The sequence below is a fragment of the Streptomyces sp. NPDC001027 genome, assembly GCF_040299045.1.
Classification (GTDB): domain Bacteria; phylum Actinomycetota; class Actinomycetes; order Streptomycetales; family Streptomycetaceae; genus Streptomyces.
On record NZ_JBEPBI010000035.1, the window covers coordinates 36,505 to 53,134 of the forward strand.

A 16,630-nucleotide genomic window follows, 5' to 3' on the forward strand; every position below is an offset into this window, starting at 1 on the left:
GCGCACCTCGCGCTCACGCGGATCCCCGTCGAGCGGGGCGCCGTCCAGCCGCCCGTAGACCGCCGACGACCCGGTCGGCGGCCAACGGGCCGAGTGAAATGACCGTAATGTCAGACATAAATGCAACCAAACCTGCAACCAAAGCACGCCGAAGAGCCGGACCGCGATCACGGTCCGGCTCTTCGTTTCGCCTGTTCAGGCGACTGCGGAGGATACGAGATTCGAACTCGTGAGGGGTTGCCCCCAACACGCTTTCCAACTGTGGTGGTCGTCTCAGGAGCCTCGGACGGGGTCGTTCACCTGCGTTCATCGGCGGACGGTTGTGAGAGCGGCTACCGACTTCGGTCCCGTCTGAACGACCGTGAACGGCGCTGAATGAGACGGAAACTGAGACGGAAGCGCACCCCCCAGCCTCAAGGCCTGAGCCAGTTCAGTTGGGGGTCGAAGCAGACCAGCCCCATTGAGTCCGCGAGGGCCGCTGCGTAGGCGGCGGCCTCATCAGCCATGCTCCAAGGCATCGGGAAGTAGACCAGTGGGCCGCGTGCCTCTCCGATCAACGGCCCCGTCGACCAATGAGAGGTGTCCTCTTCGCCCTCGGTCAGGTCACTCGGCCGTCAACAGTTCGGGACAGCTGCCTGCGGTCGGCACGGTTGCTGTACTTCTCTGCTGTACCGCACTTCCCGCGGGCAACGGTTCCTCAAGCGACCGGAGTAGAGCACCCGCACTTGACCTGGCAGGTGAACCCCAGTTCCCCGCCGCGCCAACAGAGACACTTCCGCATCTTCAAGTTGTCCTGCGAGCAGTTCGCCTTCTCCTTGCAGTCGGCCTTGGCGGCCTCGCACGCCTCCTTGATGGTGGTCCCATCGCCCTGCCCCTGCACCTCATCTGAGGTACCGAGGTCCCCCGTGGCGATCTGGCCACCGTCGACGTCGCTGGTGTCCGCCACAAGAATCTGGCCGTCCCCGTTTCCGCCTTGGACCTCCTGGAACGCGTTGATCGCATCGACGGTCACGGGGCCGACCACGCCGTCCTCGACGAGCGTGGCAAAGCCGTTACCGCCCCGCCAGACGTTGAGGAACGCCTGCACCTCTTGCACGTCGTCAGGTTGGTTGTCACCGTCGACTCCGACTGTTCGCACAGATGGCATCAATACCCCCAGACATAGGGATGATTCAGGCATATTGCAGCCAGTATGTGGGCATCTATGGGCCTCATCTCTCCGACACGCGAGGAGTTGTTCAATTCGCAGTCGGATCCCAAGGCACAACGCCCCCTGAATCCCAGCCACCGACAGTCAGCCACGACGGCGGGTGCGCCAGCCAATCAGGCGGCGTGTGGGCCTCGCCGCACTGCCACTGGTCTCAGCCACACTGCCGGGGACATCGTCGAGCGGAGCACGCTGCGACGGCCGACCCCCTAAGACGGCCCCAAGCCATCAGCTTGGGAAGCTGCGAGCTTTTGCGGCCGGTCCGGGCGCTGACCTGGGCGAACGGTGAGGGAGCGGCCTCGTCGGACTCGGCTGCTTTCACCGTGGTTCCCCGCTGTTCCCCGCTCGTTCTGGTGCGCTTGTGGTGCATCCTGGCGACGGCGTGGAGGCAGGAGTGTCCGTGCCTCGTGCCATGCTCCTCGGGTGCTGGAGATCCCGGGATACGAAGGCGGCCCTTTGGTCGAGGGGAGCGCCTATCTGGACGAGCCCTTGTTCTGGCCGGTGCACCTCGGTACCTGCTTGCGTGGCGAGGACGCGCAACGAGCCGCGTTCGGTGCCGACTGGGACGCGGCCATGGACCTCTACCGCGCACTGTCCGCCGACCACGAGTGGCCGGTGTTCACCGTGCCCCTGCGCTCCGGCCACACCATCTACGTCGTCTACCGCAACTTCGACGGAGATCAAGGGGTGGACTACCTGATACATCACCCGGCTTGGCCCGCGGCGGAAATCCTCGCAGTGGACGACGGCCACTTCATGGGGCCCGGAACCGCCTGGCCGGAACTTCTGTCCGCTGTCCGACAGCCGGCACCAGCGGGCATGGACGATGCCGACGCTCGCCTCCTGCTGCTCCTCCCGACCCTCGGTGATGCGCGGCTCCCCGAGGACGCGGCTGTTCCCCTCACTGCCTCGCTTGCCGCTCTCACGCTGATTGAGGAGCCCGCCGAAGTAGCGGGGATGCTCTTGGAGAACCAGGGGCAGTGGGAGCCTGCCCACTGGAGGCTGGCGGACGGGGTCTGGATCAACGACGGCGGGCACTCCTACCGAAATCCCTACAACGCTTTCGCTCTGCCGGAGGGGCGCCTGCGGGAGATCAGCAACGCTTTGATCTCATCGACGCCGTAGAGGGCTACCGTTCTACTGTGACCGGCTCAACGGAGCGCCCCATTCTGTTCCTCGACGTCGACGGGCCACTCATCCCGTTTGGGGAGCCCCCACGGGCGGCCCCTGCTTTCCGTTCCGATGTGTCCTGCGTTTTGGGGAACCCGCTGCTGGAGCGACTCGACCCCGCCGTTGGTCCGCGCTTGATGGCGCTGGGGTGCGATTTGGTGTGGGCCTCGACGTGGATGGACGATGCGAACGAAGCAGTCGCTCCGCGCATCGGGCTGCCGCGGCTGCCTGTGGTCAAGTGGCCAGACGTGCTCACCGACGAGGGGCCGCGCGGCTTGCACTGGAAGACCCGCCATCTTGTCGCGTGGGCCGGCCGCCGCTCGTTCATCTGGGTCGATGACGAGATCAGCGATATGGACCGCCTCTGGGTCTCTGCGCAGCACGAAGGTCAGTCGCTGCTGCACCGCGTCGATCCGGTCGCAGCCCTTACTGACGACGATTTCGCCGAGCTCGCCCGCTGGCTCCGCTCCACCCTGTGCAACCGCTCCTGAGCACCGCTTTAGGAGTTCGATCCGGGCCCGCTCCAGCTGCTGTTGGCGACTGATGCGTCGGCCGACCAGAGACGCTGGCGCTTGCCGTTGTCCGGCGTCGTTGATGTCAAGCCATGGATGTCAGAACCTTCTGATCCGTCGCTCTTCGTCCAGTGGAGCCACGTCATCTTCCGGCGGGCGGTCAAGATTCGCGTCGGTTCGCTTCGCAGCGTTTGAAGAGGTAGTAGCCCACGGTTTCACCTTTGATGGCGACGTTCTGACCGGACGACATGAACTTGTCGCGGCTCTGCTGTCCCTGCTCCACGAAGACGAAGGAACCGTTCACCAGCTCCCAGCCCTCTCGGCATACGGCGTTGAGGACGACTACGGGATCGGTCGTCTGCTTAGTGGTCGCACTGCCAACCATCGCGACGATGACCGCTTGCTGGCTCATGACGTCCATTGAGCATTGATACACGAGGTCCCCCTGCTCGAAGCGCTGGCGTGCCTGACCCACAGGTGTGGACAGGAACGCTCGTCGGTCGCGCTCGAGTCGCTCGGCTTGCTGCTTCTCCTCCACCTCCTGCCGCTTGCGCTCCTTCTCCGCGGCGGCCTGCGCCTGTTGCTCTGGGCTCTTCTTCGAGATGAATGCCATGCCGATCCCTCCAGGTGTGACGGCCGTCACGCTACCTTCCTGGCGCGCTCAATGACTGGCAGTTGTGACAGTTGGGTAGCGGCGTGCGTGCTCCTACATAGCGACACACGGGAGCGCTTCCTTAACCCCCTGCGTCACGGCCGCGCCGTGGGACCCACATGTGCGAAGCTCGGCCGACGACAGTCAGCCACGATGGCGGGTGCATAGACCGATCACGCACGCATGTGCCTCGCCGCACCCCCACCGGCCTCAGCCACGTTGCCATATCGTCGACCAGAGAAGGTTGCGCTAGCTCAGGAAGCCGGGGCAGAGCTGGACGCTGCAAGCCTGGCTCGAGCACTGGGTCGAGAACATCGCCAAGCCGTACGTCTCCGAGAACACGTACGACGGGTACGAAGTCGACGTCCGCGTTCACCTCGTCCCCGGCCTGGGCGCTCACAAGCTCGACCGCCTGGAGCCGGAGCACCTTGAGCGCTTCTACGGGAAGATGCAGACGTCCGGGAGCTCCGCCGGCACCGCCCACCACGCTCACCGGACGATCCGGGTCGCCCTCGGTGAAGCAGTCAGGCGCGGGCACGTCGCCTCCAACGCGGCAGAGATCGCCAAGGCTCCTCGGCTCGAAGAGGAGAGCAATAGTCAAGACTTGTGGGTGAGGCGCTGAGCTTGTTCAGCCTCCGTGGGCTTCGGGGCAGCGCGCTGCGACCCAGGTAGCGGTGATGTCGTTGCACGTGACGATGACCGACCCGGGCCTGAAGGCCATCTCGTGAGTGCAGCCCTGATCGTGAGGAAGGATCTCGTCCAGGATCAGCGTGCCGAGGTCTTCCCAGGTCGAGGGTTCGTTCGGAGTGCTGATCTGGACGGCTGTCACCCCCGCATAACGAATGACCAGGTCTTCCTCGTGCTTCCAACAGTTGTGACGGAGGCGGAGGTCGAGGGCTTGACCCTGGTGGAGGACGGTCGCCTGGTGGAGCATCAGGTCCTTGACGCAGCGCCGCCCGGCGAAGTCGTAGTGGCTCGGGTCGGTGGCGAACACCCTGGCGCCCGGGGGCAGGCTGGTGCTCAGCGCAGGCAGAAGCTCAAGGTAGGGGCCAGGGTCGAGGACCCCGGTCAGTTCGCCGACTCGGGCATCGAGATCGACATACTTCATTGCTCACTCCTGCGAAGGTCCAGCGGTCCGCCCTTGGGCGACCTCAGGGTGACATGCCGGCTCGTGGCGCCGCTCAGGCATTTCCACCGGTCGTCGACCTCGTCCGCGTCAGCGACCTGCTGCAGCTCGTCGAGGGAAGCGCGCTCGTCTGACTCTGCAGGATGTCGTGGGGGGTCACGCGGCCTGCTTCCTCGCGCTCGACCAGGACGCCGTTCTCGAACCGTGCACCGGCGCGAACCAGGGACACCAGGTGGGCTCCGGTGATCGCGCGCCACCTGGCCTGAGCGGACTCGACTAGCTTGAACACCATCGCGAGCGCGGCCGCGGAGCTGCCCGCACCGCGGGTGACCTTGGTGCGGAGTTTGACGGTGGAGAAGGTCGACTCGATGGGGTTGGTGGTCCGCAGGTGGATCCAGTGCTCGGCGGGAAAGTCGTAGAACGCGAGGAGTTCGTCCCGGTCCTCGGTGATCTTCGCGACGGCCTTCGGGAACTTGGCTCCGTAGGTCTTCACGAACGCCTCGATCGCCTTCTCGGCATGGGTGCGGGACTCCGCGTTGTAGATCTCCTGCATGGCCTTCGTCGCGCCGGGCTGAGCCGACTTCGGCAGGCAGTTCGAGACATTCCGGGACTTGTGAACCCAGCACTTTTGCGGCCGTGCGGCCGGGAACACCTCGGCGAGCGCCCGCCACAGGCCCATCGCGCCGTCGCCGACCACCAGCTCGGGGTCTCGCATGCCGCGTCGGCGGCAGTCGCGCAGCAGGTCCGCCCACGACTCGGTGGACTCCCGCAGTCCCTCGGCCAGGGCGATCAGCTCCTTCGTGCCGTCCAGGCGGACGCCGAGCAGGACTAGGACACAGGAGTGGGCCTGGCCGAGCCGGACCTTCGGGTGCACCCCGTCGGCCCACACGTAGACGAAGTCGCGGTCGGACAGGTCACGTGCCTGGAAGGCTGCGTGATCGTCGGTCCACTGCTTGGTCAGCCGGGTGACGGTCGCGGCCGACAGGCCGGCAGTACCGCCGAGGAACTGCTCCAGCGCCGGGACGAAGTCCCCGGAGGACAGTCCGTGCAGGTAGAGCAGCGGCAGGACCTCGGAGATCTTCGGCGACTTTCGGCACCACGGCGCCAGGATCTTGGAGGAGAACCGCTTGCGCTCACCGGTGGCATCGTCGACGCGGCGGTCGTTGACGCGTGGCGCGGTGACCTCGACCGGGCCCGCCGCGGTGACCACGGTGCGGGGCCGGTGGTGGCCGTTGCGGACCACCAGGCGCCGCCCGTGCTCGTCAGTCTCGGCCGTCAACTCGGCTATGTACTGGTTGACTTCCGCCTCCAGTGCGGCGGCCGGCATCCGGCGGGCGCCATCGCGGACGACCTCGTCGATCAGGGAGCCGGACTGGGTGGAGCCGTCGTCGGTAACTACGCTGAGCACGGGCGTACCTTCCCGACCCGCGCTGCAACGCGGGCCTACTCGGTGACCATCACAGGATCAATCGGGAAGGTACGCCCTCCGCGTGCCCTCCCAGAACCGATCCACAAGTCCTGAGCATTGCTCCGAAGAGGAGGACATCGAGCCGTTCACGATCGAAGAGGTGCAGAGCCTCCTCGTCGAGGCGGCCAAGCTCCGCAACAGCGCGCGCTGGGTCGTCGCCCTGGCGCTCGGCCTCCGTCAGGGTGAGGCGCTCGGCCTGCACTGGGAAGACGTCGACCTCGACGCGGGGTACGTCCGTATCCGTAAGAACCGGCTGCGCCCCAAGTACGCGCACGCCTGCGGTGCCAACCCGTGCGGCCGGAAGGCGGGCTACTGCCCCAGCCGCGAGCAGACCCGTCGCGAGCACAAGTCCACCAAGTCCCGCGCGGGCAGGCGCACCATCGGCCTGCCCGATCCGCTGATCAAGATTCTCCGCCAGCACCAGGAAGCACAGGAGCGGGAGCGGATCGCGGCCGGTGCCGACTGGGAGGGCAAGGGGTACGTCTTCGCCTCGCCGGTCGGCGGACCGCTGAGCCCCAACACCGACTTCCACGTCTGGAAGCGGCTGCTCCGGGACGCAGGCGTCCGCAACGGTCGTCTCCATGACGCTCGCCACACCGCCGCGACCGTCCTGCTGATCCTCGACGTCCCGGACGTCGTGATCGACTCGATCATGGGTTGGGAGCCCGGGGGAGCGGCACGGATGCGCGCCCGATATATGCATGTGACGGGGAGCATGCTCCGCAAAGTCGCGCAGCAAGTCGGCGATGCTCTCTGGGGGCTCCCGGAAACGGACTCAGAGACGAACTGAGACGGAAACTGAGACGGACAACGACGAAGGGCCCCGCTGCGAACAGCGGGGCCCTTCGACATCGTGCCCGGTGAGGCACTGGCGGAGGATACGAGATTCGAACTCGTGAGGGGTTGCCCCCAACACGCTTTCCAAGCGTGCGCCCTAGGCCACTAGGCGAATCCTCCGCGGCAAACAATACAAGACGTTGAGGAGTGCTCGCGAACTCGTTCCCCCCGCTCGGATCCTGTAGCCTGTGCGGAGCCCCTCACGCGGCGCTATCTGACTGAACTCCCCCAGGGCCGGAAGGCAGCAAGGGTAGGTCGGCTCTGGCGGGTGCGTGGGGGGCGCTTGCGTTTCCGGGGCCGGGCGGGCGGGGGCCGGCGGGCGCTGGGCGTGGGTCTGATGTCAGTGCTCGCCTATAACCTCGTATGCGTGTCGTCTCTCGCGCTGTACCGCCGCTATCGCCCGGAGTCGTTCGCCGAGGTCATCGGGCAGGAGCATGTCACCGACCCGCTGCAGCAGGCGCTGCGGAACAACCGGGTCAATCACGCGTACCTGTTCAGCGGGCCGCGTGGGTGCGGGAAGACCACCAGCGCGCGGATCCTGGCCAGGTGTCTGAACTGCGAGCAGGGGCCCACGCCGACCCCGTGCGGGGAGTGCGAGTCGTGCAAGGACCTGGCGAGGAACGGGCCGGGATCCATCGACGTCATCGAGATCGACGCCGCGTCGCACGGCGGTGTGGACGACGCGCGTGACCTGCGGGAGAAGGCGTTCTTCGGGCCTGCCCGCAGCCGCTACAAGATCTACATCATCGACGAGGCCCACATGGTCACGTCGGCCGGCTTCAACGCGCTCCTCAAGGTCGTCGAGGAGCCGCCGGAGCACCTGAAGTTCATCTTCGCCACCACCGAGCCCGAGAAGGTCATCGGGACCATCCGCTCCCGTACGCATCACTATCCGTTCCGGCTCGTCCCGCCGGGGACCCTGCGGGAGTACCTGGGCGAGGTGTGCGGGCAGGAGGGCATTCCCGTCGAGGACGGCGTGCTGCCGCTCGTCGTGCGCTCCGGCGCCGGGTCGGTGCGTGACTCGATGTCCGTCATGGACCAGCTGCTCGCCGGCGCCGACGACGCCGGTGTGACGTACGCCATGGCCACGTCCCTCCTCGGGTACACGGAGAGCTCGCTGCTCGACTCCGTCGTCGAGGCCTTCGCCACCGGCGACGGGGCGGCCGCCTTCGAGGTCGTGGACCGGATCATCGAGGGGGGCAACGACCCGCGGCGGTTCGTCGCCGACCTGCTGGAGCGGTTGCGGGACCTCGTCATCCTCTCCGCCGTGCCCGACGCGGCGGAGAAGGGGCTGATCGACGCCCCGGCCGACGTCATCGAACGCATGCAGGCCCAGGCCGGCGTCTTCGGCGCCGCCGAGCTGAGCCGGGCCGCCGACCTCGTCAACGAGGGCCTCACGGAGATGCGCGGAGCCACCTCCCCCCGGCTCCAGCTGGAGCTGATCTGCGCGCGCGTGATGCTGCCCGCCGCCTACGGGGACGAACGCTCGGTCATGGCCCGCCTCGACCGCATCGAGCGCGGGGTGCAGGCGGCGGCGCAGAGCGCACCCGCCATGCAGGCTGCGCCGATGACCGCGATGGCGCCGATGCCGCCCGCCACGCCCGCCATGGGGTACGTGCCGGGGCCGGAGGCGCACGGCGGCGGGGCGGCGGCGGCCCGTGCCGCCGTACGAGGCCAGGGGCAGGCGGCGGGACAGCCGCAGGGCCCGGGACCGGGGCCCGGGCAGGGGGCCGGCGCGCCTGTGCCGACGCCCGCTCGGTCCGCGCCGCCCGCCGCGTCCGCCGCGCCTGCCTCCGTCGTCCAGCCCGCCGCCCCGCCGACGGCTCCGGAGACGGCCGCGCCGCCCGTGGAGGAGGCTCCTGCCCAGCCCGCCCCCGGCGCCTGGCCGATCGCCACCGCGGCGGGCAGCGGGCGTCGCCCCGGCGGCTGGCCCACGGCCGCGCCGGCAGGGGGCGGCGGTCGGCCTCCGGCCACACCGGCGGCACCCGGCCCGGCAGCCCCGGCGGTCGCACAGGGCGCGCCGTCCGCACCGGCCGCCGCGCCCGCCGGGTACGCGCCGCCCACCGGCGGCCCGGACCCCAGGATGCTCTGGCCGAACATCTTGGACGCGGTCAAGAACCGCCGTCGGTTCACCTGGATCCTGCTCAGCCAGAACGCCCATGTCGCCGGCTTCGACGGCACGACGCTGCAGATCGGCTTCGTCAGCGCCGGCGCCCGGGACAACTTCGCGAGCAGCGGCAGCGAGGACGTGCTGCGGCAGGCGCTGTCCGAGCAGTTCAACGTGCAGTGGAAGATCGACGCGGTCGTCGACCCGTCCGGCGGTTCGGCGCCCCCGGCCACCGGAGGGTTCGGCGGAGGTTTCGGCGGCGGCGGAGGCGGCGGTGCCGCGGGCGGCGCCCCGGGTGGGTACGGCGGCCCCGGCAACGCCGGTGGGCACGGCGGCTCCGGCGGTCCGGGCGGCTACGGCGGCGCCGGTTCGACAGGGCCGTCGGCGATGGCCGCGTCCGGGTCGCCGGCCACGAGCGCGTCCGCCGGCCCCGCTCGCCAGGCGGCCTCTCCCGGCTCTCCCGGGCCGGCGTCGGCCCCCGCAGCCGACGCCTCCAGACCGCCGGCGCCGTCCCGTCCCGCCGTCCCCGAGCCGGTGGCCCCCGAGGACGACATCCCGGAGGACGACGACCCCGACCTCAACGAGTCGGCCCTCTCCGGTTACGAGCTGATCGTGCGCGAGCTGGGCGCGACGGTGGTGGAGGAGTTCACCAACGAGTAAACGAGTAGAGGCGCCCCGGCTCCTGGAGGAACGCACAGGCCCGAGCCGCCCCGCTCTTCGGAAGCCCGCACAAAGCGCCGCGTGCTCCGACCGTTAGGCTGACCCCTGTGAACGTCCTCGTCATCGGCAGCGGCGCCCGCGAACACGCCCTGTGCCGCTCACTGTCCCTCGACCCCGCCGTCACCGCGCTGCACTGCGCGCCCGGCAACGCCGGCATCGCCGAGGTCGCCGAGCTGCACCAGGTCGACGCCCTGGACGGCGAGGCCGTGTCGGCGCTGGCCGTCGAGCTGGGCGCCGAACTGGTCGTCGTCGGCCCGGAGGCGCCTCTGGTCGCCGGGGTGGCCGACGCGGTGCGCGAGGCCGGCATCCCGGTCTTCGGCCCCTCGAAGGAGGCCGCGGAGCTGGAGGGCTCCAAGGCGTTCGCCAAGGACGTGATGGCGGCGGCCGGCGTGCCGACCGCCCGCTCCTACGTCTGCACCACCCCGGAGGAGGTGGCCGAGGCGCTCGACGCGTTCGGCCCGCCGTACGTCGTCAAGGACGACGGTCTGGCCGCCGGCAAGGGCGTCGTCGTCACCGACGACCTGGCGGCAGCCTCGGCGCACGCGGCCGCCTGCGACCGCGTCGTCATCGAGGAGTTCCTGGACGGCCCGGAGGTCTCCCTCTTCGCGATCACCGACGGCGTGAGCGTGGTCCCGCTCCAGCCCGCCCAGGACTTCAAGCGCGCGCTCGACGGCGACGAGGGTCCCAACACGGGCGGCATGGGCGCGTACTCGCCGCTGCCCTGGGCCGATCCGAAGCTGGTCGAGGAGGTCCTGGAGACCGTCCTGCAGCCGACCGTGGACGAGATGCGCCGCCGTGGCACCCCGTTCTCCGGGCTGCTCTACGCCGGCCTCGCGATCACCGGCCGCGGCGTGCGGGTCATCGAGTTCAACGCCCGCTTCGGAGACCCCGAGACGCAGGTCGTCCTGGCCCGTCTGAGGACGCCGCTGGCCGGTGTCCTGAAGGCCGCCGCCACCGGCGACCTCGCCGACCTGCCGCCCCTGCGGTGGAGCGACGACGCGGCCGTCACCGTCGTCATCGCCTCCCACAACTACCCGGACGCCCCGCGCACCGGCGACCCCGTCACCGGCCTCGCCGAGGTGGCCGCGCAGGACGCGCCGCACGCGTACGTGCTGCACGCCGGGACGAGGCAGGACGGCGACGCGGTCGTCAGCGCCGGCGGGCGCGTGCTGTCCGTCACCGCGTCCGGCGCCGATCTCGGCGAGGCGCGCGAGCGCGCGTACCGGGCGGTCGCGCGCATCGGACTCGACGGCTCCCAGCACCGTACGGACATCGCCGCCCGGGCGGCGGGCGCGTAACGCCCCCCTCGGCCCCGCTCGGCCCCGGGCGGTCCCGCTCCTCGCGGCCCACAGCCCGCGGCCGGGTCGCCCGCTCTTCACGGCCCACGCGTCTCCCGCGTCCCACCAGGCGACTTCCCGACAGAATCCAGGCCCCGGGCCTCCACGGGACCCCTCATCGAGGGGCCGTGGAACCCGGGGCCTGATCGTTGCCCTGTGTCATACACCTTTCCCCAAAGCCATTCCATCGAGTGAGCGCTGAGCTATCCGGCTGACGGGGGCCGGAGCGCCAACTAGGGTGCGGCGCAAGCGTCCCGGTCGTCGTTCCGGCACTTGGCCCACCGGCATTGCGATGTCGGTGGCGGGTGCCACAGTGGGGGAGTGAGCACTGCGAAGACAGCCGGGGGACACAGGACTGCAGGGAGGGGGTGAGCTCCGGTCATGACCGGTATGGGTGTGGAGATGGGCGCGCGGGCGGCGCGCGCCCGGGCACTGGCCGTGCTGCGCATCCGCAGCCGCGCCCTCGCCCTCGCGCTGTTGCCCGCGGCCGCCGCCGTGATCCTGCTCGTGGGCGGGGCCACCGGGCGTCTCGAGGGCGCGGGCTGGGACGCCGTGCGCTGGGCGGTGTCCGTCGTCGCGGTCGTCGTCCTGCTCTCGGCCGGGGTGATCGCGCTGGTGATCGCACGCGCCCGGCCCGCCGTCAGCCCCACGGTCGCCGTCGCCGAGCAGGCGGCCCCCGACCTGTACCGGCTGGTCCGCGACCTCGCCGACCGGCTGGACGTCCCCGCGCCCTCCGCGATAGCGCTCACGCCGGACTGCGACAGCTGGCTGGAGGACCGCACCCACCGGGCCCACGGCTCGCCGCCGTCCCGCGGCGCCGACGAGATAGCCGGCCCCGGCGGCTCCCGCGGCCCCCTGCACCGCCGTACGGCGACGGCGCCGGTGCTCGTCATCGGCTCCCCGTTCCTGTGGTGGATGCGGGTGGGCGAGCTGCGTGCCGTCCTGGCCCCGGTCGTCGCCGGTACGGGCCCCTCCGCCCACCCCGACATAGCCGCGGCCCGCAGGTACGTGCGCGGTCTGGACGCCGCGGTGGCCGTCTGCGCCGAGCGCGCCGGGCGCAGTGCCGTCCTGCGTCCCTTCTGTTCCGGGATCGGCTGGGTGGCGCGGCTGATGCTGCGCGGCTGCCAGGTCCACGCCGGCGAGATGGAGCGAGGGGTGGCCGCCGCGGCCGCCGAGCGCGCACAGGCCGTGGACTACGGGCTGCGCATCGTCGCCCAGGAGCAGGTGGGCCTGGCGTACGCGGGCTGGGACCGGCTCCTCACCCGCGTGGCGCTGCCCGCCTGGCGGATGGGCCGCTGGCCGTCCCGGCTGGACGCGGGCGTCGTCGCCGCCCTCACCGAGCTGTCCCGCCGCGACCGGCTGGCCGAAGGCTTCGCCTCCCGCCTCGGCGAGCGTCCCGCCTGCGATCTGCTGGAAGAGCCCGGCGTGGTCGACGAGGCCGCGTCGCTGCTCGCCGCCCGTCTCTTCCACGGCGGTCCCGCGGAGCCCGGCCCGCACTGGTCGCCGGTGGCCTGGGACGACTACCCCGACGAGGTCGTGGACCGTAAGTGGCGCACCGACGCGGCCCGTCTCCACCGGGTGCTGGACGCCCTCGGAGTCCGCCGTGCCCCCGACCCCTCGGCCGCCGCACACGCGGGCGGGCCCACCCTGGCCCGCGTCCTGGACCACCTGACCGACACGGCGACTGCGGGGACGACGGCGGCTCCTTCGGCCGACGGCCCTTTCGCGGCGGACACCCTCCGCCCGTCCCCCGCGCCGCCGTCGGCGGACCCGTCCCCCGCGCTGCCGCTGACGGACGCGCCCGGCCCGCCTCACGGGGCCCGAGCCGCCGCCGAGGCCGCCGAACCCGTCGCCTCCGCGGCCGAAGCCTCCGCCGGTTCCGTCGGCTCCGCCGGCTCCGCTCCCGGGTCCGTTCCGCCCGGGGACGCGGCCCCACGTCCCGAGGCCGGTCCCGACGGCGACGAGCCGTCGGCCGCCAACCCGCGCAGCGCCGCCCTCGCCGCACGCATCGGCGCCGAGGTCGGCAAGGAGGAGGCGGCGACCGCGGACGCGGCTCCCGTCGGCCCTCCGGCGTCCGGGCAGGGGCCCGACGCGGCCCTCTGGGACGACGGCGCGCTCCCCCTGTTCCCCCTCCAGCCGCCGCGCACCGACCGGGAGCTGCTCGCCGACCACGTCACGGCGATGGTGTGCTGCGCCGCCATGGACACCGTCGGCGCGACCCCGGGCCTCGACTGGCTGGACGGCCCGACCCTCCTGGTCGACGGCGAGCGGGTGGCGGACCTCGCTCCCCGCGTCCTCAGCCTCGTCGAGGACGGTGACGCGGTCCCGTTGCGGACGTGGCTGGTGGAGCTGGGGATACGCCCGGAGAAGCCGGTGCGGCTGGGTTGAGCGCGGCGACGCGCCCAGCGCCCCGCCCGGCACCCGTCCAGCGGCCCGGACGACGGTCGCGCACCGGAGTAGCCTCTTCCACTTTCGGCCAATTCGCAACGAATCGTGACTGTCTGCGCGCGTTATGTGATGTGCTGGGATCGAACGAGCCCATGGCAAGGGCGCGGGACATAGGACAAGCCGCAGGGGCGGGCGGCGGAGGCGACCGGCGGCGGGCCGACGAGCGAAGACGGAGCGACGAGGACGACGGAACCGTGGGCTGCCGGCTGCCGGCCGCCTCCGAGCACCTGGCCCCGCGCACCGCGCTCACCTGCGCATGAGCCGCCACGAGGCGGTCACCGGCCGCCACGAGTCACCGGTCGCCACACGAGTCACCAGCCACACGAGTCACCAGCCGCACGCATCGCCAGTCGTCACGGGGCACAGGGGAGGGGAGCACCATGGGACCCGGACCAGGACCGAAGCACATCCGCCGATGGGAGTCGGGGGCGCTGGCCCACGCCGTGACGGACCCCTTCGGCCAGGGCCCCGTCCCCTGGCTGCGGGGCAGCGAGACGTACTTCGACGACACCGGTCAGGTCGTCCCCTGGTACGTGGACCCGAACCCGGCGCCCGGCGCCGCCCAGACCCCCGGCGGCCCCCGCATCCCCGCCCCGCGCATCGCGCCGGGATCCGGCGCCCCCCGGTCCGCCGACGACGTCCGCCGGCAGATCAAGGGGTTCGTCTCCACCGGCGCGGTCGCCCCGGGCGAGGCCGTCGACTTCCACATCACGGTCGACCCGCCCCAGGAGTTCAGCGTCGACGTCTACCGCATCGGCCACTACGACGGCGACGGCGCGGCCAAGATCACCACCAGTCCGCGTCTGTCCGGGATCGTCCAGCCTCCGCCGCTGACCGCCGACCGCACGGTCTCCTGCCACCACTGGTGGCTCTCCTGGCGGCTGCAGATCCCGTCGTACTGGAACGTCGGCGCGTACGTCGCCGTCCTCACCACCGTCGACGGCTACCGGTCGCACGTGCCCTTCACGGTCCGCGACCACCGTCGCGCCGATCTGCTCCTGGTCCTGCCCGACGTCACCTGGCAGGCCTACAACCTGTATCCCGAGGACGGCCGCACCGGCGCCAGCCTCTACCACGCGTGGGACGACGACGGGCGGCTCCTCGGCGAGGCCGACGCGGCGACCACGGTCTCCTTCGACCGTCCGTACGCCGGTGCGGGCCTCCCGCTGCACGTCGGCCACGCCTACGACTTCATCCGCTGGGCGGAGCGCTACGGCTACGACGTCGCCTACGCCGACGCCCGTGACCTGCACGTCGGCGCCGTGGACCCCACCCGCTACCGGGGCCTGGTCTTCCCCGGCCACGACGAGTACTGGTCGACGCGTATGCGCCGCACCGTGGAGCTCGCCCGCGACAGCGGCACCTCGCTGGTCTTCCTCTCCGCCAACTCCCTCTACTGGCAGGTCGAGTTGGGCCCGTCGCCGTCGGGCGTCCCGGCGCGTCTGCTCACCTGCCGCAAACGCAGGGGGCCCGGGCGGGCCGTGCTGTGGCGGGAGATCGACCGGGCCGAGCAGCAGCTGATCGGCATCCAGTACGCGGGGCGCGTGCCCGAGCCGCATCCGCTGATCGTCCGCAACGCCGGACACTGGCTGTGGGAGGCGACCGGGGCGGGCGAGGGCGACGGCATCGAGCACCTGGTCGCGGGCGAGGCCGACCGGTACTTCCCGCGGACCGCGCTGCCGCCCCACGAGGACCGCATCCTCCTCGCCCACTCCCCGTACCGCGACAGCGAGGGCGTCCTGCGACACCAGGAGACCTCCCTCTACCGCGCCCCCTCCGGCGCCCTGGTCTTCGCCTCCGGCACCTTCGCCTGGTCCCCGGCCCTGGACCGGCCCGGCCATGCGGATCCCCGCGTCCAGCGCGCCACGGCCAACCTCCTGGACCGCATCTGCAAACACCACTGACCCCGTACGCCCGCTCCCTGCCCCGCCCGCCCCGCTGTCCCCCGCTGCCCGCCCACTCCCCTGTCCCCGCTGCTCGCCCACCCCGCTGTCCTCGGCCGATCCCGATGTACGGGACAATCAGGCCACTGAGACAGAACCACGGGGAGGAACCGTGTCCGGATTCGTAGAAAAGCCCGAGCCCCTCCAGGTGCCGGGCCTGGTGCATCTGCACACCGGCAAGGTGCGCGAGCTGTACCAGAACGAGGCGGGCGACCTCGTGATGGTCGCCAGTGACCGCACGTCCGCCTTCGACTGGGTGCTGCCGACCGAGATCCCCGACAAGGGCCGCATCCTGACGCAGCTCTCCCTGTGGTGGTTCGACCAGCTCTCCGACCTGGTCCCGAACCACGTCCTCAGCACGGAGCTGCCCGCCGGCGCCCCCGCCGACTGGGCCGGCCGCACCCTGGTCTGCAAGTCGCTGCGAATGGTCCCCGTCGAGTGCGTGGCCCGCGGCTACCTCACCGGCTCGGGCCTCGCCGAATACCGGGAGACGCGCACGGTCTGCGGACTCGCCCTCCCCGAGGGCCTGGTCGACGGCAGCGAACTGCCCGCCCCGATCTTCACCCCGGCCACCAAGGCGGCCGTCGGCGAGCACGACGAGAACGTCTCCTACGAGGAGGTGGCCCGCCAGGTCGGCGCCGACACCGCCGCCGCGCTCCGTCAGGCGACCCTCGCCGTCTACGGCCGCGCCCGCGACATCGCCCGGGACCGGGGCGTTATCCTCGCCGACACGAAGTTCGAGTTCGGCTTCGAGGACGAGAACCTGGTCATCGCCGACGAGGTCCTGACCCCGGACTCGTCCCGCTTCTGGCCGGCCGACCAGTGGCAGCCCGGCCGCGCGCAGCCCTCGTACGACAAGCAGTTCGTGCGCGACTGGCTGACCTCCGCCGAGTCCGGCTGGGACCGGCACGGCGAGCAGCCCCCGCCGCCGCTTCCCCAGCAGATCGTGGACGCGACCCGCGCGAAGTACGTCGAGGCCTACGAGCGCCTCACCGGCGGCGGCTGGGAGTGACGGAGAAGGCCGCCCGCGGGGGAGGGGGGCGGCGGGAGGGTGCGGCCGCCCAGGGGCGACCACACGCGGTGGGAGGAGAACACCGAGGGAA

Annotated in this window: 11 protein-coding genes, 1 tRNA gene, 1 other RNA gene and 2 pseudogenes; 10 read left to right on the forward strand and 5 right to left on the reverse strand. The window is 71.2% G+C overall.

The window, feature by feature from the left end:
- Window positions 1-697: 697 nt before the first annotated feature.
- Window positions 698-1,096, reverse strand: a complete 399-nt coding sequence (locus ABT300_RS13230) for a peptidoglycan-binding domain-containing protein (protein ID WP_351674549.1) — start codon at window positions 1,094-1,096, stop codon at window positions 698-700.
- 534 nt (window positions 1,097-1,630) lie between these two features.
- On the opposite strand from ABT300_RS13230, the gene ABT300_RS13235 reads away from it, so the two are divergent.
- Together ABT300_RS13235 and ABT300_RS13240 are read left to right on the forward strand one after the other, a co-directional pair.
- Window positions 1,631-2,332, forward strand: coding sequence for a hypothetical protein (locus tag ABT300_RS13235; protein WP_351674550.1), 702 nt, complete (start codon window positions 1,631-1,633; stop codon window positions 2,330-2,332).
- A gap of 17 nt (window positions 2,333-2,349) precedes the next feature.
- Complete coding sequence (locus ABT300_RS13240; RefSeq protein WP_351674552.1) at window positions 2,350-2,868, forward strand: HAD domain-containing protein; 519 nt, start codon at window positions 2,350-2,352, stop codon at window positions 2,866-2,868.
- 181 nt (window positions 2,869-3,049) lie between these two features.
- Here the strand turns inward: ABT300_RS13240 and ABT300_RS13245 are convergent, their stop codons facing one another.
- Window positions 3,050-3,532: a hypothetical protein gene (locus ABT300_RS13245; RefSeq protein WP_351674554.1), complete on the reverse strand. Its 483-nt coding sequence runs from the start codon at window positions 3,530-3,532 to the stop codon at window positions 3,050-3,052.
- Window positions 3,533-3,794: 262 nt separating this feature from the next.
- Here ABT300_RS13245 and ABT300_RS13250 point away from each other — a divergent pair.
- Window positions 3,795-4,130: pseudogene (locus ABT300_RS13250) on the forward strand (tyrosine-type recombinase/integrase); the annotation flags it as partial.
- A gap of 39 nt (window positions 4,131-4,169) precedes the next feature.
- Here ABT300_RS13250 and ABT300_RS13255 read toward each other — a convergent pair.
- Window positions 4,170-4,649 (reverse strand): hypothetical protein, encoded by a 480-nt coding sequence (locus ABT300_RS13255; RefSeq protein ID WP_351674556.1) that lies wholly within the window; start codon window positions 4,647-4,649, stop codon window positions 4,170-4,172.
- Window positions 4,650-4,722: 73 nt separating this feature from the next.
- Entirely contained in the window at window positions 4,723-6,075 is a 1,353-nt protein-coding gene (locus tag ABT300_RS13260) for an IS256 family transposase (RefSeq protein ID WP_351674557.1), read from the reverse strand.
- 124 nt (window positions 6,076-6,199) lie between these two features.
- Between ABT300_RS13260 and ABT300_RS13265 the strand changes: the two are divergent.
- Window positions 6,200-6,925 (forward strand): annotated as a pseudogene (locus ABT300_RS13265) (site-specific integrase); the annotation flags it as partial.
- Between the two features lie 79 nt (window positions 6,926-7,004).
- Here the strand turns inward: ABT300_RS13265 and ABT300_RS13270 are convergent.
- A tRNA-Ser gene (locus ABT300_RS13270) sits at window positions 7,005-7,092 on the reverse strand.
- A gap of 71 nt (window positions 7,093-7,163) precedes the next feature.
- On the opposite strand from ABT300_RS13270, the gene ffs reads away from it, so the two are divergent.
- The 6 genes from ffs to ABT300_RS13300 all read left to right on the forward strand — a co-directional run bounded on the left by ffs (window position 7,164) and on the right by ABT300_RS13300 (window position 16,539).
- An RNA gene (ffs, locus tag ABT300_RS13275) (signal recognition particle sRNA small type) lies at window positions 7,164-7,262 on the forward strand.
- A gap of 77 nt (window positions 7,263-7,339) precedes the next feature.
- Complete coding sequence (locus tag ABT300_RS13280) at window positions 7,340-9,739, forward strand: DNA polymerase III subunit gamma and tau (protein ID WP_351674559.1); 2,400 nt, start codon at window positions 7,340-7,342, stop codon at window positions 9,737-9,739.
- 107 nt (window positions 9,740-9,846) lie between these two features.
- A complete protein-coding gene (gene purD, locus ABT300_RS13285; RefSeq protein WP_351674561.1) occupies window positions 9,847-11,097 on the forward strand; it encodes a phosphoribosylamine--glycine ligase in 1,251 nt (416 codons plus the stop codon).
- Window positions 11,098-11,517: 420 nt separating this feature from the next.
- A complete protein-coding gene (locus ABT300_RS13290; protein WP_351674563.1) occupies window positions 11,518-13,524 on the forward strand; it encodes a hypothetical protein in 2,007 nt (668 codons plus the stop codon).
- Between the two features lie 440 nt (window positions 13,525-13,964).
- Entirely contained in the window at window positions 13,965-15,488 is a 1,524-nt protein-coding gene (locus tag ABT300_RS13295; RefSeq protein ID WP_351674564.1) for a N,N-dimethylformamidase beta subunit family domain-containing protein, read from the forward strand.
- Window positions 15,489-15,639: 151 nt separating this feature from the next.
- Window positions 15,640-16,539, forward strand: coding sequence for a phosphoribosylaminoimidazolesuccinocarboxamide synthase (locus tag ABT300_RS13300; RefSeq protein ID WP_351674566.1), 900 nt, complete (start codon window positions 15,640-15,642; stop codon window positions 16,537-16,539).
- The last annotated feature ends 91 nt before the right edge of the window (window positions 16,540-16,630 follow it).